The organism is Pseudomonas sp. 1152_12, assembly GCF_052850675.1.
Map to the genome: position 1 here is coordinate 199575 of NZ_VXCW01000004.1, position 21369 is coordinate 220943.

The 21369-nt window shown below is 60.3% G+C and carries 18 protein-coding genes and 1 riboswitch; of the genes, 4 read left to right on the forward strand and 14 right to left on the reverse strand.

The window, feature by feature from the left end:
• Nucleotides 1-31 precede the first annotated feature (31 nt).
• Complete coding sequence (serB, locus tag FW764_RS08810) at nt 32-1246, reverse strand: phosphoserine phosphatase SerB (protein WP_446433596.1); 1215 nt, start codon at nt 1244-1246, stop codon at nt 32-34.
• A 134-nt stretch (nt 1247-1380) separates the two neighbouring features.
• Here serB and FW764_RS08815 point away from each other — a divergent pair, with 134 nt between their 5' ends.
• On the forward strand, nt 1381-2913 hold the full coding sequence (locus tag FW764_RS08815) for an AhpA/YtjB family protein (RefSeq protein ID WP_446433597.1): 1533 nt from the start codon (nt 1381-1383) through the stop codon (nt 2911-2913).
• Between the two features lie 190 nt (nt 2914-3103).
• Here FW764_RS08815 and FW764_RS08820 read toward each other — a convergent pair whose 3' ends face one another.
• The 9 genes from FW764_RS08820 to FW764_RS08860 all read right to left on the reverse strand — a co-directional run bounded on the left by FW764_RS08820 (nt 3104) and on the right by FW764_RS08860 (nt 12510).
• Nucleotides 3104-3814: a PqiC family protein gene (locus tag FW764_RS08820; RefSeq protein ID WP_446433598.1), complete on the reverse strand. Its 711-nt coding sequence runs from the start codon at nt 3812-3814 to the stop codon at nt 3104-3106.
• A 173-nt stretch (nt 3815-3987) separates the two neighbouring features.
• Nucleotides 3988-6252: a DNA topoisomerase IV subunit A gene (gene parC, locus FW764_RS08825; protein ID WP_446433599.1), complete on the reverse strand. Its 2265-nt coding sequence runs from the start codon at nt 6250-6252 to the stop codon at nt 3988-3990.
• A gap of 10 nt (nt 6253-6262) precedes the next feature.
• Nucleotides 6263-6784 carry a retropepsin-like aspartic protease family protein gene (locus FW764_RS08830; protein ID WP_446433600.1) on the reverse strand — a complete coding sequence of 174 codons (522 nt, stop codon included), beginning with the start codon at nt 6782-6784 and terminating at the stop codon, nt 6263-6265.
• Nucleotides 6781-7776, reverse strand: a complete 996-nt coding sequence (locus FW764_RS08835) for an esterase-like activity of phytase family protein (protein WP_446433601.1) — start codon at nt 7774-7776, stop codon at nt 6781-6783. The genes FW764_RS08830 and FW764_RS08835 overlap by 4 nt, the downstream gene beginning before the upstream one ends.
• The gene (gene parE / locus FW764_RS08840) at nt 7776-9680 is read right to left on the reverse strand and encodes a DNA topoisomerase IV subunit B (protein WP_446433602.1); all 1905 of its coding nucleotides are present in this window, start codon (nt 9678-9680) and stop codon (nt 7776-7778) included. The genes FW764_RS08835 and parE overlap by 1 nt, the downstream gene beginning before the upstream one ends.
• A 45-nt stretch (nt 9681-9725) precedes the next feature.
• Nucleotides 9726-10334: a YqiA/YcfP family alpha/beta fold hydrolase gene (locus tag FW764_RS08845; RefSeq protein ID WP_446433603.1), complete on the reverse strand. Its 609-nt coding sequence runs from the start codon at nt 10332-10334 to the stop codon at nt 9726-9728.
• A gap of 204 nt (nt 10335-10538) precedes the next feature.
• Nucleotides 10539-11354, reverse strand: a complete 816-nt coding sequence (gene cpdA / locus FW764_RS08850; protein ID WP_446433604.1) for a 3',5'-cyclic-AMP phosphodiesterase — start codon at nt 11352-11354, stop codon at nt 10539-10541.
• A gap of 98 nt (nt 11355-11452) precedes the next feature.
• Entirely contained in the window at nt 11453-11902 is a 450-nt protein-coding gene (locus tag FW764_RS08855; protein ID WP_003209507.1) for a DUF1249 domain-containing protein, read from the reverse strand.
• Nucleotides 11893-12510 carry an NUDIX domain-containing protein gene (locus FW764_RS08860; protein ID WP_446433605.1) on the reverse strand — a complete coding sequence of 206 codons (618 nt, stop codon included), beginning with the start codon at nt 12508-12510 and terminating at the stop codon, nt 11893-11895. Before FW764_RS08860 ends, FW764_RS08855 begins: the two co-directional genes overlap by 10 nt.
• 193 nt (nt 12511-12703) lie before the next feature.
• Here FW764_RS08860 and FW764_RS08865 point away from each other — a divergent pair, with 193 nt between their 5' ends.
• Complete coding sequence (locus tag FW764_RS08865) at nt 12704-13450, forward strand: RsiV family protein (RefSeq protein WP_446433606.1); 747 nt, start codon at nt 12704-12706, stop codon at nt 13448-13450.
• On the opposite strand, the gene cytX is transcribed toward FW764_RS08865, so the two are convergent.
• Together cytX and thiC are read right to left on the reverse strand one after the other, a co-directional pair.
• Nucleotides 13419-14708, reverse strand: a complete 1290-nt coding sequence (gene cytX / locus FW764_RS08870; RefSeq protein ID WP_446433607.1) for a putative hydroxymethylpyrimidine transporter CytX — start codon at nt 14706-14708, stop codon at nt 13419-13421. The genes FW764_RS08865 and cytX overlap by 32 nt on opposite strands.
• A gap of 167 nt (nt 14709-14875) precedes the next feature.
• Nucleotides 14876-16780, reverse strand: a complete 1905-nt coding sequence (thiC, locus tag FW764_RS08875; RefSeq protein WP_446433608.1) for a phosphomethylpyrimidine synthase ThiC — start codon at nt 16778-16780, stop codon at nt 14876-14878.
• Between the two features lie 148 nt (nt 16781-16928).
• Nucleotides 16929-17034, reverse strand: a riboswitch (TPP riboswitch).
• A gap of 196 nt (nt 17035-17230) precedes the next feature.
• On the opposite strand from thiC, the gene FW764_RS08880 reads away from it, so the two are divergent.
• On the forward strand, nt 17231-18670 hold the full coding sequence (locus FW764_RS08880; protein WP_446433609.1) for a TolC family outer membrane protein: 1440 nt from the start codon (nt 17231-17233) through the stop codon (nt 18668-18670).
• 50 nt (nt 18671-18720) lie between these two features.
• On the opposite strand, the gene waaA is transcribed toward FW764_RS08880, so the two are convergent.
• Nucleotides 18721-19998, reverse strand: a complete 1278-nt coding sequence (gene waaA, locus FW764_RS08885) for a lipid IV(A) 3-deoxy-D-manno-octulosonic acid transferase (protein ID WP_446433610.1) — start codon at nt 19996-19998, stop codon at nt 18721-18723.
• A 23-nt stretch (nt 19999-20021) separates the two neighbouring features.
• Nucleotides 20022-20912 carry a LysR family transcriptional regulator gene (locus FW764_RS08890; RefSeq protein WP_446433611.1) on the reverse strand — a complete coding sequence of 297 codons (891 nt, stop codon included), beginning with the start codon at nt 20910-20912 and terminating at the stop codon, nt 20022-20024.
• Between the two features lie 103 nt (nt 20913-21015).
• Between FW764_RS08890 and FW764_RS08895 the strand changes: the two genes are divergently transcribed.
• Entirely contained in the window at nt 21016-21351 is a 336-nt protein-coding gene (locus tag FW764_RS08895; RefSeq protein ID WP_446433612.1) for a DMT family transporter, read from the forward strand.
• Nucleotides 21352-21369: the final 18 nt, after the last annotated feature.

Sequence of the window (21369 nt, forward strand, 5' to 3'; positions counted from 1 at the left end):
GAGCTCCCACAGTTTTACCGCGCTTCTACCGTTACAACTGACCGTCGCGGTCACGAAATCCCAGCAGGTACAACACGCCATCCAACCCCAGAGTCGAAATCGCCTGCTTGGCTGACTGCTTGACCAGCGGCTTGGCGCGGAAAGCCACACCCAACCCGGCAATCGCCAACATCGGCAAGTCATTCGCGCCGTCGCCGACCGCAATGGTCTGCTCCAGACGCAATCCTTCCTTATGGGCAAGTTCCTTCAGCAAGTCCGCCTTGCGTTGCGCGTCGACAATCGGCTCCACCGCCACGCCGGTCACCTTGCCATCCACCACTTCCAGTTCGTTGGCGAACACGTAGTCGATACCCAGCTTGGCCTGCAACTGCTTGGCAAAGTAGGTGAATCCACCCGAAAGAATTGCGGTTTTGTAGCCCAGGCGCTTGAGTTCGGCGAACAGGGTTTCGGCACCTTCGGTCAGGCGCAGCGAGGCACCGATAGAGTCCAGCACGCTCACATCCAAGCCTTTGAGCAAAGCCAGGCGTTCCTTGAAACTGGCACGAAAATCCAGCTCACCGGCCATGGCGCGCTCGGTGATTTCAGACACCTGCTCGCCCACTCCGGCGGCCTTGGCCAATTCGTCGATGACCTCGGCTTCAATCAGCGTGGAGTCCATGTCGAACACTGCCAGGCGGCGGTTACGGCGGAACAGAGAATCCTCCTGGAAGGCGATATCGACATTCAGCTCTTGGGCCACGCTGAGGAATTCGGCGCGCAGCGCTTGTGGATCCGCCGGCTCGCCACGCACCGAGAACTCGATGCAGCCCTTGCCTTTATCAGCGGGGGTGTCCAGCGGCATACGACCCGACAGACGGTCGATATGGTCGATATTCAACCCGTACTGCGCCGTAATCGAGCTGACGCGCTGCAATTGTTCGGCGGTTACCTTACGAGTCAGCAACGTCACGATGTGGCGCTTTTTGCCCTGCCCCTCGACCCAATGCTGATAATCGACTTCGGATACCGGCGTGAAACGCACCTGTTGATCCAGCTTATACGCTGTAAACAGGATGTCCTTGAGCACAGACGAGGCCTGTTCGGTGCTGGGGATTTCCACGAGGATGCCGAACGACAGAGTGTCGTGGATCACCGCTTGGCCGATGTCGAGAATGTTCACACCACCCTGGGCCAGAACACCGGTAATGGCTGCGGTGAGACCCGGGCGGTCAACACCAGTGATGTTTATCAGGACAATTTCGCGCAAAGCGCACCCCCAGGCTGGAAAAAAACCGCATTCTACCCACTTTCAGTGACCATCGGGCACAGCCAGCGCTTTGCCGGTCCTAGGCCTGTCGCTATACTGCGCGTCAACTTCACGGACTAAAGAGCCGAGCTCAAGTGAACCGGCCTACGCCAGTAAAAACCGATAACTTCTTCCTGCTGATCTTCCGGGCACTGCGCCACCGCCGTGTACCGATCGCATTACGCATCGCCAGCCATAACGTGATCCTGGTCGCTCTGGCCCTGGTGATCTACGCCTGCGTGATGGGTTTGCAGTTCAAGCAGGCTATGCACGAGCAAGCCGACGCCCTTGGCGAGAGCTTGACCACTCAGACCGCCACGTCGGCGACTGAGCTGCTGGTGTCCAACGACATCCTCAGCCTCAACGTGCTGCTCAACAACCTGACCAAAAACCCGCTGGTGGCCCACGCGGCTATCTATAGCGTGGACAACCGGATCATGGCCGAAGCCGGGCAGCGCCCTAAAAACGGCCTGCTGGGTGAGGCCGAAGGCCTGTATCAGAGCAACATCACGTTTCAGGATGTGAAGGCTGGCCAACTGCGCATCAGCCTCGATATGCAGCAATTCCAGCAGCCGATGACCATCAGCCTGCAAAGCATGGGCATCCTCAGCGCGATTCTGCTGGCCCTCGCCCTGGCCTTGAGCTTGCGCCTGGGTCGTCATATCTCCACGCCGCTGATGCAACTGCGCATCTGGTTGCGCGATATCGACGAACACACTCCGGCCACTGATCGCCAGGATGAAATCGGCGACCTCGCCCGCCAGCTCCACGCTAGCTTCGCCCCGGAACCGGTGGTCCCCGAGGTTGAACCCGAACCTGAGTACGACGACACCGATTACGACGATGAACCCGAGTTTGAAGTGCGCGACCTGCGTGACCCGGGTTTTGACGAAAGCGCACCCGTGGCCGGCCTCAAGCCCGTGACACGCCATGCGATCCGGGCCGAGGAAGATGAACTGGATGATGAAGATCCGTTCTCCGACCTGCGCGACACGTCGGCTGCCGCCCCGGTGGTGACGGCAAAGCCGGTGCCGGTGAGGAACACCGAGCCTCAGCACAGTGCCGTACTCGCCGTGCAACTGGGTGCCCAGGACCAACTGCGCCGCCTGCCCCGCGCCCGTTTGACCGAATTGCTGGAACGCTACCGCGACTGCCTGGACCAGGCTGCCTCGCTCTATCAAAGCGAACTGCACACCTTGAACGATGGCAGCACGCTGATGCTGTTCCACAGTGAAGACAGCGGCGAAGATTACCTGACCAACGCCATTTGCTGCGGCGAACTGCTGCGCGCGCTGGGCCATGCCCTGCAGATTGAAGTGGCTGACAGCGGCATTACCCTGCAACTGCAGCTTGGTTTGACGGTGGGTGATGATCTGTTTGGCATGAGCCAGATCGACTTGCTGCTCACCGAGATTGCCCAGGATGCGTTGGCCTTGTCGCAGCACAGTCGCAACCTGCTACTGGTGGAGCGCAAGATCAGTGAAGACGCCTTGATCCGCCAACGCGCACGTATCCGCCCGATTGCCAGCCCCGAGGGGGCGAGCTGTGTGGAGCGCTTGATGGAGCCGTATCCATCGATGCTCGAGCGGCAGCTGGCACGGATGCATGAGACCCGCACCAAGCCTTAACCGACACCGATGGATCAGTCCGGGAGGGGCTTGCTCCCGATAGCGCAGTGTCAGTCAGCACATACAGTGGCTGACCCGCCGCTATCGGGAGCAAGCCCCCTCCCACATTTGATCTATACCAAGCGTCAAATCGCAGACAAACAAAAAGGCCCGCTGAGTAAGCGGGCCTTTTTTATGGGTCGGTTTCAGATCAGAACCTGAACACTTCCATATCCGTACGAATCGGCGTAGCCATCGGCATCTTGGGCCTTTCCGGCACTGCCGGTTTGGCCTGTGCTGGAGCCTGCTTGCGCGGCGCCTCGGCGACTGACGGCTGGTTGGCCAATGGCTTGAGCGCCACCGATAACTGCTGCGCCAGATGCTGCAACAACACACCCTGGGCCTGGACCTGGGACGCGGTGCTGCCGGCGTGCTCTTCCTGCAGGTGCACAATGCGGTTATCGCGCACTTGACCACGGCGGTCGATCAAGCGCCACTGCGCATCCAGGATCGCCGGCTGCGAAGTACCCGAGTCAAGCCGGGTAATCGTCAGCAATACCTGCACATCCGGGGTAAAGCCGGTTGGCGCCGGGGCGAGCACCACACGCTGGCTGTCCAACTGACCCGCTACCTGACGCAACATCAACTGGCTGATATCGGACGACAAACTGCCCGCCCAACGACCATCGGTGGAGCCTTGCAGGCTGCCGTCGCTCTGACGTTGCAGCAGCGTTTCGCGTTGCAGGTAGTCAGCGACGACGACCGGGCCCAACAACACAGCCATGCCGCCCGTCTGGGCTGGCTGAGCCGGACTTCCGCTGTCCAGCTGGTACAGCGACACCGGCTGGTGCGTGCTGCAACCCGCCAGCCCCAAAAGGCCAGCGAGCATCAAAAATAGAGGAAGGCGTGGAGCAGTCATCATCCCATCCAGGTGGCTGCCACAAGGCGAACCACAATGTAATACTAAAAATAACTTAAACACGCTCGGCCACGCCGGCGCTGGAAAGGCCATATCATCCGTGAATATGCGCCATGACTCCAGCGCGAAAGCGTCGATCTACGCGTTAAATCGTAGATCGAGGGCTCTAATCAGCCTCAAACTGGCGTTTCCACCAACAAAGCATCCACTCGTTGGAAACCGCGCGGCAATTTATTACCTCGTCGACCGCGCTCGCCCTTGTAATGTTCAAGGTCGTCAGGACGCAGCGACAGCGTGCGCTTGCCGGCTTGAAGCACCAAGGTCGAGCCTTCCGGGATCACGGCGATGTCGGTCACGTACTCTTCGCGACTGGCCACGCGCTCCCCTGGAATCCCAATAATCTTGTTGCCCTTGCCTTTACCCAATTGCGGCAGGTCGCTGATCTTGAACACCAGCAAACGCCCTTCAGTGGTCACCGACGCCAGCCAATTACTCTCACGGTCTTGCACCGTACGCGGCAAGATCACCTTGGCGTTGTTCGGCAGGCTCAACAACGCCTTGCCCGCCTTGTTCTTGGCCTGCAGGTCCTCACCCTTGACCACAAAGCCGTAACCCGCGTCGGAGGCGATCACATACAGTGAATCGTCGTCCGGCAGCAGCACGCACTCGAAACTCGCCCCCGGTGGCGGCGTCAGACGCCCAGTCAACGGTTCGCCCTGGCCGCGTGCTGATGGCAAGGTATGCGCCGGTACCGAGTAACTACGCCCGGTGGAGTCGATAAACACTGCAAACTGGTTTGAGCGCCCGGCGGCAGCTGTCTTAAAGCCATCACCGGCTTTGTACGAGAGGCCAGTGGCGTCAATATCATGCCCTTTGGCGGAACGAACCCAACCCTTTTCCGACAGAACGACGGTAATTTTCTCGTTCGGCAGCAGCTCGGTTTCTGTCAGAGCTTTCGCTTCGGCACGCTCGACGATTGGCGACCGACGGTCATCACCATAGGTTTCGGCATCTTTGATCAGCTCACTGCGCACCAGCTTTTTGAGCTTGGCTTCGCTGCCCAACAGGGCTTGAAGCTTGGCTTGTTCCTTGAGCAGTGCATCCTGCTCATCGCGCAGCTTCATCTCTTCCAGACGCGCCAACTGACGCAAGCGGGTATCGAGGATGTAGTCGGCCTGGATCTCGCTCAGTTCGAAACGCGCGATCAGCTCGGCTTTCGGGTGCTCGGCGGTACGAATGATATGGATCACTTCGTCCAGATTGAGGTAGGCAATCAGTAAGCCGTCCAACAGGTGCAGGCGACGCTCGACCTTGTCGAGACGGAATTGCAGGCGGCGGCGCACGGTCTGTACGCGGAACTCCAGCCATTCCACCAGCAAGTTGCGCAGGTTCTTCAGCTGCGGCTTGCCATCCAGGCCGATGATGTTGACGTTGACCCGGTAGCTCGACTCCAGGTCGGTGCTGGCAAACAGATGCTGCATCAGCACTTCGTGGTCGACCCGGCTGTTGGTCGGAATGATCACGATACGGCATGGGTTTTCGTGGTCGGACTCGTCACGCAGGTCGGCGACTTGCGGCAGTTTCGACGGTTTGGCCTGCATCAGCGCGGCGATCTGTTCCAGCACCTTGGCGCCAGACACTTGGTGCGGCAGCGCGGTGACAATAATGTCGCCGTCTTCAATGTGGTACACAGCGCGCATGCGCACCGAGCCCTTGCCGGTTTCGTACATCTTCAGCAGGTCGGCGCGCGGCGTGATGATTTCCGCCTCGGTCGGGTAATCCGGGCCCTGGATATGCTCGCAGAGCTGCTCGACCGTGGCCTTTGGCTCATCCAGCAAGCGTACGCAGGCGGTCGCGACTTCGCGCAGGTTATGCGGCGGCACGTCGGTGGCCATGCCGACCGCAATACCGGTGGTGCCATTGAGCAGGATATTCGGCAAACGTGCCGGCAACACCAGGGGCTCGTCCAAGGTGCCATCGAAGTTCGGCCCCCAATTCGCGGTGCCTTGGCCCAACTCGCTGAGCAATACTTCCGAATACCGCGACAAGCGCGCTTCGGTGTAACGCATGGCGGCGAAGGACTTGGGATCATCCGGCGCCCCCCAGTTACCCTGGCCGTCCACCAGCGTGTAGCGGTAGCTGAACGGCTGAGCCATCAGCACCATGGCTTCGTAGCAGGCCGAGTCGCCGTGCGGGTGGAACTTGCCGAGCACGTCACCGACGGTACGCGCCGACTTCTTGTGCTTGGAATCAGCGTCCAGACCCAACTCACTCATGGCGTAGATGATGCGCCGTTGTACCGGCTTCAGGCCGTCGCCGATATGCGGCAAGGCACGGTCCATGATCACGTACATGGAGTAGTTGAGGTAGGCATTTTCGGTGAAGTCAGCCAGCGATCGGCGTTCTACGCCATCTAAGCTGTCTGCGAGGATGTCACTCATGCGGGCCTCATCATTGTTTGGTCTGGCGCAGCAGCAATGTGCCGCTGCGCTGGGTAAATTCAAGTTGTTTCAATGCACTCATGCCCAGCAACACCTGTTCCCCGTCCAAGCCCGGCGCCACTATCGCGCGGACGTCCTGCAGGACAATATCGCCCAGTTTCAGGCGCTCAAGGTGGGTGCGATAGCCCTGAACACGGCCGTTGGCGGTACTCAAGGTCACCGGCAAGCCACGTTTAATTCCGAGACGGTCGGCCAATTCGGCTGGAACCGCCACATCGGTTGCTCCGGTGTCGAGCATAAATTCCACCGCTTGACCGTTAATCTGGCCGCTGGCAACAAAATGCCCTTGGCCGTTGCCCAGCAATTTCACTTCGATGTAACCCTCATGTTGCTCCGAGGTCACCACAGCATTGGGATTTTCCTGACGCGCTTCCCATTGCCCAAAGAATCGTGTGGCCAAAAACAGCCCAGCCCCCCATGCCACGAACATTAATACACGTCCGGCGCGTTTGCCCGGCGGCTGCCCGCTCATGGCTGGGCGTTCCAGCCACCGGCGGGGGCGGCGAAACGATAGACCACAGGGCGTTTTTCACCATCGGCTCTGGGGCCGAAGTTGTTGTCGATACCGAGCCAGGCGCCGTCGGCATCCACCACCAAGGCTTCTGCCAGGCCGTAGGGCTGGGCATAGCGCCGGTCAGGCGTCAGGGTTTCGTCGGCGAACGACCAGCACAGCTCAACTTTGGCCGTGACCGCATCGCGCCGGCAAATCTGGAACGCATTGCGCTCCAGGGTAAACAGTTTGCCATTGAACAACGCCAGGTCGGCAAAGTCCTTGGACACTGCCTTGGCGTGGGTGAACTGCGCCGGCTGCACCTCCTGGCCGGCTTCGCTCAGCAACACACACGGCCCTTCGCAGTCCCATACGCTCTGGCCACGCTTGATCGAGATCAAGCCACGTCGCTCACGCTCGGCCGCCAGCCAAATCTGGTTGCCTTCGGGGTTAATCGCCACGCCTTCAAACAATGCATTGAAATACAGCAACATGCCGCTGGCCCGGGCTTCGCGCACCATGCCTGGGGCAATCTTCAACCATTCAGGCGCGCCACTCACCGGCACCTGCAGTACAGCCGCGTGGGCTTCGCTGACAATGTAACGGTTGCCGGCGGCATCACAGGTGATACCTTCAAAATCCAGGTCGCCACCGCGAATGAACGACGCGGCCTTGGTGCGTGAACGCAACCCCCAAGGCAAACCGGACTCGGGCACCGGCGGCACGTCGATCTTCACCGTCTCGGCCTGCCAGGTCGGCGTACTGATATCGAGGCGGTAGATCTGGTCGTCATCGCGGTCGGAAACCGTCCACAACGCCTTGCCACAGAGTGCCAGACCCGACAGGTTACCGCCGCGCATGCCGTCCACCGGGTGCTCAGACAGCAGTTTGAGCTCTGCCACGGGCGCAGCAGCCACTTGGGTAGCCGCCAACCCGCTTAATATCAGGATCGCCAGGGCGAAACCTGTGCGCATCAGCCTAGAACCTCGGCCAAGTTGCCTTTGGATTCCAGCCAGGCCTTGCGGTCCGGTGCACGCTTCTTCGCCAGCAACATGTCCATCATTTCCGAGGTGCCGGCGAAGTCTTCCAGGGTCAACTGCACCAGGCGCCGCGTGTTCGGGTCCATAGTGGTTTCGCGCAACTGCGGCGGGTTCATCTCGCCCAAGCCTTTGAATCGCGTGACCTGTGGCTTGCCGCGTTTTTTCTCGGCGATCAGGCGGTCAAGAATGCCATCGCGCTCGGCCTCGTCCAGGGCGTAGAAAATTTCTTTGCCCAGGTCGATACGGTACAGCGGCGGCATGGCGACGTAGACGTGACCGGCATCCACCAATGGGCGGAAGTGCTGGACGAACAGCGCACACAGCAAGGTGGCGATGTGCAAACCGTCGGAGTCGGCGTCGGCGAGAATGCAGATCTTGCCGTAGCGCAGTTGGGCAATATCAGCCGAGCCTGGATCGACACCGATGGCCACTGCGATATTGTGCACTTCCTGGCTGGCCAGCACTTCGCTGCCATCGACTTCCCAGGTGTTGAGGATCTTGCCGCGCAACGGCAGGATCGCTTGGAATTCCTTGTCCCGCGCTTGCTTGGCGGAACCGCCAGCGGAGTCACCTTCCACCAGGAACAGTTCGGAGCGCATCGGGTCTTGCCCGGCACAATCGGCCAGTTTGCCTGGCAGTGCCGGGCCTTGAGTGATGCGCTTGCGCTCGACCTTTTTGCTGGCCTTCAAACGGCGACCGGCGTTGTTGATCGCCAGCTCCGCCAGGGCCAGGCCCAACTCCGGGTGCTCGTTAAGCCACAGGCTGAAGGCGTCCTTGACCACGCCCGACACAAACGCCGCCGCCTCACGGGACGACAAGCGCTCTTTGGTCTGACCGGAGAATTGCGGTTCCTGCATCTTCATCGACAGCACGAACGCGATGCGCTCCCACACGTCTTCCGGTGCCAATTTCACCCCGCGTGGCAACAGGCTGCGGTATTCGCAGAATTCGCGCATGGCATCCAGCAAGCCCTGGCGCAAACCATTGACGTGGGTGCCGCCCTGAGCGGTGGGGATCAGGTTGACGTAGCTTTCCTGCACGCTGTCGCCACCTTCGGGCAACCACAGCAGCGCCCAGTCGACGGCTTCTTTATTACCGGCCAGGCTGCCGCAGAACGGCTCGTTGGGCAGGCGTTCGAAGTCGCTGACGGAATCTTCCAGGTAGGAGCGCAGGCCGTCTTCGTAGTGCCACTCGACCTTCTCGCCGGTGCCTTTGTCTTCAAAACTGACCAGCAAGCCCGGGCACAACACTGCCTTGGCCTTGAGTACATGCTTGAGGCGGCTGATGGAGAATTTGGGTGAATCGAAGTATTTCGGGTCTGGTGCGAAGTACACGCTGGTGCCGGTGTTGCGCTTGCCAACGGTGCCGATCACTTCCAGGTCGGTGGCTTTGTAGCCATCGGCGAAGGTCATCTGGTACTCGTTACCGTCGCGCTTGACCTTGACCCGCACCTGGTTCGACAGGGCGTTGACCACGGAAATACCCACACCGTGCAAGCCACCGGAGAACTGGTAGTTCTTGTTAGAGAACTTGCCGCCGGCATGCAGCTTGGTGAGGATCAGCTCGACGCCCGACACACCCTCTTCGGGGTGGATGTCCACCGGCATGCCGCGACCGTCGTCGGACACTTCCAAGGAATGGTCGGCGTGGAGGATGACTTGTACCGACTTGGCGTGCCCGGCCAAGGCTTCGTCGACGCTGTTGTCGATGACTTCCTGGGCAAGGTGGTTCGGCCGGCTGGTGTCGGTGTACATGCCGGGACGTTTGCGCACCGGGTCGAGGCCCGAGAGGACTTCGATGGCGTCGGCGTTATAAGAGCTAGCGCTGGGAGTGGCCATGGGGTCTCGTCGTGAGTCGTTCGATTAAAAAAGTAACCTGCGGCTTCAAAGTGCTGTGAAGTCGAAGGATTGATACTGATCTGCGCCAATGCCGGCAAAACTCAACATCGCCGGTAATTGCTGGGCGAACCCTTGATAACCATGGTCGCCGCCAGCTTGGATACGCACGGCACAGGCCCGGTAATACTGCTGGGCGAGGCGATAATCCAGGGTTTCATCCCCGGTCTGCAACCACACCTGATAACGCGCAGCATCCTGCGGAGCCGGGACTTCCAGTTCGGCCAGGGCCGTGACGTGGTCGTGGGTCAACTCCCAGGTTTCATCGGTGTAGAGGTTCTTCTGGGTGCCCAGGTAACCGTCAAACATCCGATGGGGGCTGACCGCGGGGTTGACCAGCAGCGCCTTGAGGCCATGGCGTTCGGCAAGATGGGTTGCATAGTAGCCGCCGAGTGAGCTGCCGACCAGCAGCGGCCGACCCAGTTGCTCAATGGCCTCCTCCAATTGAGGAATGGCCTGACGTGGATGGTGATGCAGGGCCGGCACGCGCAATTGGTCGGCCAAGCCGAGGCTGTCCATCACGGCGATCAACTGGCTGGCCTTGTTGGAAGCCGGCGCACTGTTGAAACCGTGGATATACAAGATCGAAGCAGACATGCCGGGCTCTCCGTGCATCAGCCAAAGAGGCGCAGTTTACAGGGATCGGAGGGGTGTGTGAGTCCCTCTATCTAAAGGACACAGAAGTTCCACTGTGGGGGCTGGCTTGCCTGTGAAGGCGGTGTATCAGTCACACATTGGTTAACCGGCATACCGCAATCGCAGGCAAGCCAGTTCTCGCATTTTGATCTGTGTTTGCAGCCTTTAATAGCCGTTGCTGCCGTAGTCCACGGTAAACGCAAAGCCTTCGACCCGCTCTACCCCGGTTTCTAACCGTCCGTCGGCATGCAGGCGCAGCCAGCGGTAACCCGGCGCTTGTTCGCTGACCGTGAAATCCTCGCAGCCCGGCGCAAACTGGATACAGGTGGACGGCGATGCCAGCAGCCGCACACCGTTGCGTTCGCGGTCGACTTCCTGGTGCACATGCCCCCAGAGCACTGCCTTGACCTGCGCGAAACGGTCAAGCACGGCAAACAATGCCTCGGGGTTGCGCAGCCCGATGGGCTCCATCCACGCACAGCCAATCGACACCGGGTGATGGTGAAAGCACACCAGATGGTGTTGGCTCGGCGCTTCACTCAAGGCCTGGGCAAGTAATTGCAGCTGTTGGTCTTGCAGGTAACCGGGCACCGAGCCGGGCACGGCGGAGTCCAGCAGGATGACGCGCCAGTTACCGATGTCGACTACCGGTTCCAGCAAATCGCTGTGCGCCGCGGCATGGGCCATAACCTGCGGCTCGTCGTGATTGCCGGGAATCCAGCGCGCCGGGGCGGCGACCTGCTGACTCAGGTCGCGAAACTGTTGATAGGACTCAAGCGTGCCATCCTGGGACAAATCCCCTGTGGCCAGCACTAAGTCGATCTGCGGCTGTTGCTCGCGCACCAGATCAATCACCCGCTGCAGGCTTTCGCGGGTGTTCATGCCCAACAACGTAGCGTCGGCCTCGGCAAACAAGTGGCTGTCGGACAGTTGCACCAGCAGCGCCGGCGCATCGGGGTTCACAGTGGATACGCGGGACAAGGCGCTCTCCCAAGGCAATCACAGGAAATGGACGTTTGGCGCGATTATGCTGGGGCAGGACACAAAGAGGAAACCCAGGAAGCAGACGTAGTTCACATCTACCGCACGACTTCAAACTCGTGGCCCAGGGCCAGGCAGTGGCTCAACCATTCACCGAGGAACACATTGAGCTGTGCTTTCTCATCGGGCTGGTGCATGAACACATTCGGGTAAGGATAGATGCTGCGAAAGCGTCGCGCGTGTTCGGCGCTGATCACTTCGGCCATGCGCGCGTCGTGATACACCTGCACTTCCAGCTGCGGCACCGGCAGCCACGGCAGGCTGTGCTCCTGACGTACACGTAGGGTGGTGGTGTACGGGCAGTTGACGATGACCTCGAGGGTCAGCACGCCGAGCATCTGGTCGCCGTGGGTCACGGCAATGCGCCGCGCCTCGGGGGTGTGGCGCATGTCGGGAAGCAAGCGCATCAACCGCGCATAGTTGGCCTCGCAGGCGGCTTGCAGCCCGATCAGGTCAACTCGATAACGTTCCCGTGCCTTTACTGCCATAACCCCCTCACTTCCGCGCGATTAAGCGCAAGCCATTGCAGGGCGATAATGCTGGCTGCGTTGGAAATTTTACCGTCACGCACCGCTTGTAGGGCATCTTCGAAAGCCCAGGTGGTGACGCGGATATCTTCTGCCTCTTCCTCCAGTCCATGGACGCCACCCGCCCCGGCGCTGTCGCAGCGGCCCAGGTACAAATGGACGAATTCAGTACTGCCGCCGGGCGACGGGAAATATTGGGTGATCGGCCACAGCGCAGAGAACGTAAGGCCAGCTTCCTCCTCGGCTTCGCGGTGCGCAACCTCCTCCGGTTGTTCATCCTTGTCGATCAGGCCGGCAACCATTTCAATCAACCATGGGTTGTCGGTACGGCCCATGGCGCCGACGCGAAATTGCTCGATCAGCACCACTTCATCGCGCTGCGGGTCATAAGGCAGCACACACACGGCGTCATGACGAACGAAAACTTCGCGATTGATCACTCGGCTCATGCCGCCATCGAATTTCTCGTGGCGCAGTTGCACGCGATCGAGCTTGTAGAAGCCCTGGTAGGCATTGTCGCGCTGAACAATCTCGATGGTGTTCGGCGTCGATTTGGCAATGTCCGTCATAGTGTTCCTCGTTAGCCGGTGCAATTCGCGCCATCCTAACGCGCTCATGCCCATTGGTGCAGCCCCTTTACAGTTGCCGGGATAGGCCGCTACGGTCAAACTCACTCTAATCAGCTTAGTGGCGAACTGAAGGCTTTGTTCGCAGTCGAAGCGCTACTCTTTTTCGCTTTCCATCGATTTCCGAAGGACGCACATGTCGCTTTTAAGAATCGCCTCCATGGCCTGCATTGCTTTGACTCTGGGTGCTTGCCAGAGCCTGTTCCAACCCAGCCATCTCAAACCGCTGGACACCAAACAAGACGCCTCAGAGCAGATCAAACCCGGCTGCAGCAGCCCGGATTGCCCGCTGGTGAACATTGATACCGTGCACTTCCCCACCGAGCCGCAGCTCGACACCCTGATCGAACAACGCCTGCTGCAGATGACCCGCACCACGCCTGGGGCCAGCGTGCCATCGACCCTGAATGCCTACCGGGACACGTTTTTGCGCGAGTCCGCCGACCGCCATAGCATGTACTTGCAGGCCAAGCTACGTGAGCAGCATGACGGACTGGTGATCGTTGAAGTGTCCAGCTACCTGGACACAGGGGTGGCACAGGGCGAGCCGGGCCGTGGTTTCATCAACTATTCGCGCCTGCTGCACAAAGAGCTGAGCCTGGCCGACATGCTGTTACCGGGCCAGGAACAGGCGTTCTGGAACATTGCCAAAGTTGCCCACAACACCTGGCTGATCAACTCGCAGATGGACCGCGACCCGCAGTTCGTGAAGAACTGGCCATTCCGGAAAACCCCGAACATCGCCTTGACCAGCAGCGGCGTGGTGCTCAAGTACAACGTGTCCACCATTGCCCCTTACGCATTGGGGCTGATCGAAATGAACATCCCCTATGCGCGTCTCAGCGGTGTGCTCAAGCCTGAGCTGGTGCCCGTTCACCACTGAAGGCGCGGCCGAGGATCAGTTGCAACAGCCCTGCCAGCACCAACGCCGGCAGGGTTGCGCCGATGTCGGGATACAGATTCGCCAGCAGGTGATACGTAGCGATGCCGCCCAGCCAGGCCAGCAGCGCAGACCCATGCAAATTGGCAATCGCGCCCTGGCCGCGGCGGCGCAGGATAAAGTGGTCGACCAGCACCACGCCGAACAACGGCGCAAACACTGAGCCGATCAGCAGCAGGAAATTCTGATACTGCGCCAGCGGTGCAAAGCAGGCGATCAAGGTGCAAATCACACCGATTGCTAGCGCCAGGTGCTCGACCTTCCAACGCAGCAAAATCCCACTGGACACCGCCGCCGAGTGAATATCGGCAAAGGCGTTTTCCGACTCATCCAACAGGATCAGCAACAACGGAATGCCTAGGCCCGCACCCGCCAACGCCAGCAACAACGCATTCACTTCGACACTCGGCACAAACGCCAAGGTGTAAGCCACGCCCAGGCTCATCAGCCAGAAATTACCAATAAAGAAGCCAACGGCAGTGCCGCCGAAGACGCTTTTGGCGCGCTTGCCGAAGCGTGAGTAATCGGCAATCAGCGGCAGCCACGACAGCGGCATGGCGATGGCGATATCAAAACCCACCGCAAACGGCATCGAGCCGTCACCGGCCTTGGCCCATAGCGCGGCCAGATCAGCCTCGGCGAACAGGTTCCAGGTCAGCCACAGGCAGGCCGCGAGCAGCAGCCAGATGCCCCATTTGCGCAGGATTTGCCGTACGAACGTCAGCGGGCCGCTGACCGCCAGCAACGTCGCCAAACCGCCAAAAAACAGCGTCCACAGCAAAGGGCTCGCCAACAGGCTACCTTCGCTGAACGCGCGTACGCCCAATAAGCTGGCAGCATCACGCATCACGATGATTTCGAACGAGCCCCAGCCGATCAGTTGGAGCAAGTTCAGCAGCGCCGGCAGGCTCGCGCCCCTGGCACCGAGGCTAAGCTTGAGCGCGGCCATGGCCGACAGGCCGGTGTCGCTGCCGATTACACCGACGGCGGCCAGCAGCAGCACGCCGACCAGCGTGCCGAGGAAAATCGCCAGCAGCGAACCGGACAAGCCCAGGCCCGGAGCGAGCAAGGCGCCAGTTTGCAGGACCATCAGGCCGATGCCGAGCGAGAACCACAGGGAAAACAGGTCGCGGGCGCCGAACACGCGCTTGTCGCTCGGCACCGCTATATCAGGAGAGTAGGTACTCGGTTGAATGCTCAAGGGTGTTATCTCTGAGGGGCACTTTGTTGTTTGTAAGATCGCTATCGCGGGCAAGCCCGGCTCCCACATTGGTTCAGCTGTGAACACAACGTCTGTGTACAACTCGATCAAATATGGGAGTCGGGCTTGCCCGCGATGACGGCAGTGCAGGCACCGCCGCCTCTGGATCAGACCTTCTTGTACAGCTGACTGCCTTCCTGCCTGAACCGCTCCGCCTGCTCGGCCAAACCCTTGGCCACGTCCACATCCACCGCTTCAATACGCTGGTTGGCCGCGTATTCACGCACTTCCTGGGTAATCTTCATCGAGCAGAATTTCGGCCCGCACATCGAGCAGAAGTGCGCGACCTTGGCCGAGTCCTTAGGCAAGGTTTCGTCGTGATACGAGCGTGCGGTGTCGGGGTCCAGACCAAGGTTGAACTGGTCCTCCCATCGGAATTCAAAGCGCGCCTTGCTCAAGGCGTTGTCGCGAATCTGGGCGCCCGGATGCCCCTTGGCCAAGTCCGCGGCGTGGGCGGCGATCTTGTAGGTGATGATCCCGGTCTTCACGTCATCCTTATTCGGCAAGCCCAGGTGTTCCTTGGGCGTGACGTAGCAGAGCATGGCGCAACCGAACCAGCCGATCATCGCCGCACCGATACCCGAGGTGATGTGGTCGTAGCCCGGCGCAATGTCGGTGGTCAGCGGGCCGAGGGTGTAGAACGGCGCCTCGTCGCAGCACTCCAGTTGCTTGTCCATGTTCTCTTTGATCAGTTGCATCGGCACGTGGCCGGGGCCTTCGATCATGGTTTGCACGTCGTGCTTCCAGGCGATCTTGGTCAGCTCACCGAGGGTTTCCAGCTCGCCGAACTGCGCGGCATCGTTGGCGTCGGCAATCGAGCCAGGGCGCAGGCCGTCGCCGAGGGAGAAGCTGACGTCATAGGCCTTCATGATTTCGCAGATCTCTTCGAAATGCGTGTAAGTAAAGTTCTCTTTGTGGTGCGCCAGGCACCACTTGGCCATGATCGAACCGCCACGCGAAACAATGCCGGTGACGCGCTTGGTAGTCAGCGGCACGTAGCGCAGCAAAACGCCGGCGTGGATGGTGAAGTAGTCGACGCCCTGCTCGGCCTGTTCGATCAGGGTGTCACGGAACAGCTCCCAGGTCAGGTCTTCGGCGGCGCCACCGACTTTCTCCAGGGCCTGGTAAATCGGCACGGTACCGATCGGCACCGGCGAGTTACGAATGATCCACTCGCGGGTTTCGTGGATATGCTTGCCGGTGGACAAATCCATGATGTTGTCCGACCCCCAGCGAATCCCCCAGGTCATTTTCGCCACTTCTTCTTCAATGGACGAACCCAGGGCACTGTTGCCGATGTTGCCGTTGATCTTCACCAGAAAGTTACGGCCGATGATCATCGGTTCCAGTTCGGTGTGGTTAATGTTCGCCGGAATGATCGCACGGCCACGGGCAATTTCTTCGCGCACAAACTCTGGCGTGATAATTTTCGGCACGCTGGCGCCAAAGCTGTGGCCAGCGTGTTGCTGCTCAAGCAGGCCATTGGCGCGAGCTTCTTCAAGCTTCATGTTCTCGCGGATGGCGACGAATTCCATCTCCGGCGTGATGATGCCTTTACGCGCGTAATGCATCTGGCTGACGTTGGCACCCACTTTGGCTCGGCGAGGGTTTTGCAGGTGGGCAAAACGCAGCGACGCCAGTTCTGGATCATTGAGACGTTCGCGACCGTAGTGAGAACTCAGGCCCGCCAGGCGCTCAGTGTCACCGCGCGCTTCAATCCACGGCGAACGAATATCGGCCAAGCCTTTGCGCACATCAATGACGACGTTCGGGTCGGTATAGGGGCCAGAGGTATCGTAGACCACCACAGGGGCGTTGATTTCGCCACCAAACTCGGTCGGTGTCACGTCCAGGCTGATTTCGCGCATGGGTACGCGGATATCAGGGCGGGAGCCTTGAACGTAAATTTTCTTCGAGCAGGTAAACGGCTGCACGGAGCCGGAGTCGACCTTGGCCGATTCACTCAAGTGCACGGTGTTTTTCAGTTTTGTACTTTTTATTTCTGTGCTCATCACGGGCTCTCCAACTCTCCAGGCGGTGGATTTTTGTCGGAGCGAACCTGTGACGGATGGACGCACTGAAACCAGTGCTGTGCTTGGCGCACAAGAGCTGTTCGATTGTCGAACAACATCCCGGACGAAGCACAAGAGGACTCGCCGGGTGACGAGAAATCTTGTTCCCTACGCAGGCGCTAACCTGATCAGGTTCAACGGGATCCGGTATTTACCGATCTCAGCCTTCCAACAAGGCACCCCGACAAGAACGCAGCCAGTCTAGACCATGGCGTAGGCAAATTGCCAATGGCGGTGCATTCAGCGTGATGAATGGCGTGATTGCGGGATTGTTGCGCCGGGTCAGCCCCACTACACTCGGGGGCCGCCACAATGCTTGACGCCAGGAATGGCCAGTCTTAGCCTTGGGCGCCAAATTATCGCCGTAATATTCAAACTAGGGATCGCCTCATGCTGCGCAAACTCTCACTGGCTCTTGCCGTGTCTTGTGCGACCAATGGAATGGTCTGGGCAGCTGAAGCGCCCTTGTCCGCCAACACCGATTTGGTCAGCGTCTATCAGGAAGCGGTGAACAACAACGCCGACCTGGCCGCCGCCCGTGCCCAATACGGCGCGCAAAAAGAAGTGGTGCCCCAAGCGCGTGCCGGCTTGCTGCCGAACCTGTCGGCCGGCGCCGACAGCAATAACGTGCGCACCCAGATCGACCAACCGGCGGCTACCGTCAATCGTGATGCCCACTCCTGGCGGGCCACCCTCAGCCAGCCGCTGTTCCGCGCTGATCGATGGTTCCAGCTGCAGGCCGCCGAAGCCGTCAACGAGCAAGCCTCGCTGCAACTTTCGGCCACTGAACAAAACCTGATCCTGCAAAGCGCCGAGAGCTACTTCGCCGTGCTGCGCGCCCAAGACAACCTGGCCTCGACCAAGGCCGAAGAAAACGCCTTCAAGCGCCAGCTCGATCAGTCCAACGAACGCTTTGATGTAGGCCTGTCAGACAAGACCGACGTGCTGCAATCCCAGGCCAGCTACGACACCGCCCGCGCCAACCGCATCGTCGCCCAACGCCAGGTGGACGACGCCTTCGAAGCGCTGATTACCCTGACCAACCGCCAGTACAACGCAATCCAGGGCATCGTACACACGCTGCCGGTGCTACCACCGGCGCCGAATGACGCCAAGGCCTGGGTCGAAACCGCCGGCCGTCAGAACCTCAACTTGCTCGCCAGCAACTACGCGGTCACCGCCGCCGAAGAAACCCTGCGCCAGCGCAAGGCCGGCCACTTGCCGACCCTCGACGCCGTGGCGCAATACGAAAAAGGTGACAACGACGCGCTGGGTTTCAGCAACCCGAACCAACTGCCCATCCCTTACGGCGGTGATGTGTCGCAACGCACCATCGGCCTGCGCCTGAACATCCCGCTCTACAGCGGCGGCCTGACCAGCTCGCAAGTGCGCGAATCCTATTCGCGCCTCGACCAGACCGAACAGCAACGCGAGGGCCTGCGCCGCCAAGTGGTGGAAAACACCCGCAACCTGCACCGCGCAGTGAACACTGATGTGGAACAGGTACAGGCACGCCGCCAGTCGATCATCTCCAACCAGAGCGCGGTGGAAGCCACGGAAATCGGTTATCAGGTGGGCACGCGCAACATCGTCGACGTGCTGGAGTCACAGCGCCAGCTCTACTCGTCGGTGCGCAACTACAACAACAGCCGCTACGACTACATCCTCGACAACCTGCGCTTGAAACAGGCCGCGGGCACGCTGAACCCAGGGGATTTGCAGGACCTGTCGCGCTACCTCAAGGCTGATTACAACCCGGACAAGGACTTCCTGCCGCCGGATTTGGCCAAAGCCGCCGCCGAGCAGCTCAAGGCCCGCCCAGGCTACTAAGCACAACACAAACAACTGTGGGAGCAGGCTTGCCAGCTCCCACCGTTGGATCAGTGCTTGAGTAGTCTGTCCAAACCATCCAGCAAACGCTTGAGCGCGCCCTGGTTGGCCTGCATCACCGCAAGCCCCGCCTGCGCCATTTTGCGTGCATCCTGCGGCAGTTCGAACAGTTGCCGCACAGCCTCGGCCAATCCTTGTGCATCATCCACTTCTCGCAACGCCCCCGCGTCGCGCATCATCGCGCTGATTTCGAGGAAGTTGAACAGGTGCGGCCCCATGATCACAGGTTTGGCCAGCGCCGCCGCCTCTAACGGGTTGTGGCCGCCGGTGGGCACCAGGCTGCCGCCGACAAACGCGCTATCGGCCAAGGCGTAAAGGAATAGCAGCTCGCCCATGGTGTCGCCAAGCAGCACGGAGGTTTGCGCCGTCACGGGTTCACCGCTGGAACGGCGCGCCGTCGCAAAGCCTTGTTGCCCGCACAGCGTGAACATCGGGCCGAAGCGCTCTTGATGACGCGGCACCAGAATCAACAGCGCGTTGGGATAGCTGTCGAGCAATTGGCGATGCGCAGCCAGTACCACGTCGTCTTCGCCTTCATGGGTGCTGGCGGCGATCCACACCGGGCGCTCGCTGGCGCCCCACTGCTCTCGCAAGGCGGCAGCACGTGCCGGGATTTCGGAGTCGACGGTCAGATCGAACTTGATCGAGCCGGTGACTTCGACGCTTTCCGGGCGCGCGCCCAGGCTCAGGAAGCGCTGAGCTTCGGTGTGCGTCTGCACCGCGAACAGGCTCATTTCTGCCAGCATCGGCGCGGTAAGTCTGGCGAAACGTGCGTAGCCTTTGGCCGAGCGCGCCGACAGCCGCGCATTGGCCAGCGCCACCGGAATACCGCGTTGAGCACAGGCATGGATATGGTTCGGCCACAACTCGGTTTCCATGATCACCGCCAGCTTGGGTTGCACGCGATCAAGAAAACGCTTGGCGGCGCAGGGCAAGTCATAGGGCAAATAGCAGTGCTGAATGCGTGTCTCATGGGCGAACAGCGCCTGGATACGCTCGGAGCCGGTCGGCGTCATGCAGGTGACGGTGATCGGCAACGTCGGATGGCGCGCCAGCAACCCGCGAATCATCGGCGCGGCGGCGATGCTTTCGCCCACCGACACGGCGTGCACCCAGATCCCGCCGGGTTGCATCATCGGCAGACCGTAGGAAAAACGCTCGCCAATGCGCTTGGCATAGGCCGGCGCCTTGCGTGCGCGCAGCCACAGACGTAAAGCCACCAACGGCAGCGCCAGGTAAAACAGACAGCTGTAGAGAGTTCTATTCATGGCGGCGGAGTTTATCGGCTTTTTCAGTCGATCGCCTGCAAGCACTCGGCAAATCGCTCGGCCAGGAAACGCGCAGCCGGGCCGAGGTGCTCATCGCGGCGCCAGACCAGCTCCACCACCAAGGCGGGCGGCGTCCATTCGCTGTCCAGTTCAACCATTTGTTGTTGATAGGTGGGGTACTGCACGATGTGCCGCGGCAGCCAGGCCCAGCCCAGGCCACTCATCAGCCATTCGGCCAACACATAGAAACTGTCGGCGCGCCACACCAAGGGGCTGGCGGCTTCGCTGCCGGGGTAGACACTGGTCTGGGTCGACATCAACAGTTGACGAAACTGCGCCAAATGCTGACACGTTACGTACTTTTCCTTGGCCAGCGGGTGATTCACGCCGCACACGGTGACCATTTCCACACTACCCACTACACGCCGTTCGAGGGCCTCGGGGATTTGGTCGTGATAGAACAACAGGCCCAGGTCGGCCTTGCGCTCGACTAACTTGCGCGCCACGTCACCTTGGGCGGCACTGGACAGCTGCACTTCCATAAGCGGGTATTGCCCGGCCAGCGCCTCAAGGCTGTCGAGCACCGGTTGGAACAACATGGCTTCGTCCTGGGCCAGACGCAGACAGGCTTCCTCCCCACGCGTCAGCGACAGCGCCCGGCCATTGAGCCGTTCACACTGGCGCAGCACCTCGCGCGCTTCCTCCAGCAACACGCTACCGGCTTCGGTCAGGCGCGGCTGGCGGCCGCTGCTGCGGTCGAACAGGCTCAGCCCAAGGTCGGCTTCGAGCAGGGCAATGCCATTGCTCACCGCCGATTGCACCTTGCGCTGATCGCGCGCCACCGCTGAAAACGAACGCTGTTCGGCGACGCTGACAAACAGGCGCATCTGTTCCAGACTCCACTGCATGCTCATGACCCAACCCATCTTAAAATCGGATAGGTAATGACTTTACCCCATCTTTCCAAGCGTTAGAATGCCGACCTTATCAAGTACGCATCACACCGAGGATTACCCCATGAATGTCGCTTACCTCTATTTGGCCATTGCCATTTGCTCGGAAGTGGTCGCGACCGTTTCCATGAAAGCCGTCAAGGGCTTGAACACGCCGATCCCCTTGCTGTTGATGATTGTGGGGTATGCCGTAGCCTTCTGGATGCTCATCCTGGTGGTGCGCACTGTGCCGGTGGGCATCGCCTATGCGGTCTGGGCCGGGCTGGGGATTGTGATGGTCAGCGTGGCCGCGCTGTTTATCTACGGCCAGAAGCTGGATGTTCCGGCGATGCTGGGGATGGGCCTGATTGTACTGGGCGTGGTGGTCATTCAGCTGTTCTCGAAAACCGCCGGGCACTGATCGCCGCTCAACAGCCTG

Bases quoted from the DNA above. Each gene is read 5' to 3' on its own strand.
- FW764_RS08820 (WP_446433598.1), bottom strand. From the start codon at position 3,814: ATGATGACTGCTCCACGCCTTCCTCTATTTTTGATGCTCGCTGGCCTT.
- parC (WP_446433599.1), bottom strand. From the start codon at position 6,252: ATGAGTGACATCCTCGCAGACAGCTTAGATGGCGTAGAACGCCGATCG.
- FW764_RS08830 (WP_446433600.1), bottom strand. From the start codon at position 6,784: ATGAGCGGGCAGCCGCCGGGCAAACGCGCCGGACGTGTATTAATGTTC.
- FW764_RS08835 (WP_446433601.1), bottom strand. From the start codon at position 7,776: ATGCGCACAGGTTTCGCCCTGGCGATCCTGATATTAAGCGGGTTGGCG.
- parE (WP_446433602.1), bottom strand. From the start codon at position 9,680: ATGGCCACTCCCAGCGCTAGCTCTTATAACGCCGACGCCATCGAAGTC.
- FW764_RS08845 (WP_446433603.1), bottom strand. From the start codon at position 10,334: ATGTCTGCTTCGATCTTGTATATCCACGGTTTCAACAGTGCGCCGGCT.
- FW764_RS08855 (WP_003209507.1), bottom strand. From the start codon at position 11,902: ATGGCAGTAAAGGCACGGGAACGTTATCGAGTTGACCTGATCGGGCTG.
- FW764_RS08860 (WP_446433605.1), bottom strand. From the start codon at position 12,510: ATGACGGACATTGCCAAATCGACGCCGAACACCATCGAGATTGTTCAG.
- FW764_RS08865 (WP_446433606.1), top strand. From the start codon at position 12,704: ATGTCGCTTTTAAGAATCGCCTCCATGGCCTGCATTGCTTTGACTCTG.
- thiC (WP_446433608.1), bottom strand. From the start codon at position 16,780: ATGAGCACAGAAATAAAAAGTACAAAACTGAAAAACACCGTGCACTTG.
- FW764_RS08880 (WP_446433609.1), top strand. From the start codon at position 17,231: ATGCTGCGCAAACTCTCACTGGCTCTTGCCGTGTCTTGTGCGACCAAT.
- waaA (WP_446433610.1), bottom strand. From the start codon at position 19,998: ATGAATAGAACTCTCTACAGCTGTCTGTTTTACCTGGCGCTGCCGTTG.
- FW764_RS08890 (WP_446433611.1), bottom strand. From the start codon at position 20,912: ATGAGCATGCAGTGGAGTCTGGAACAGATGCGCCTGTTTGTCAGCGTC.
- FW764_RS08895 (WP_446433612.1), top strand. From the start codon at position 21,016: ATGAATGTCGCTTACCTCTATTTGGCCATTGCCATTTGCTCGGAAGTG.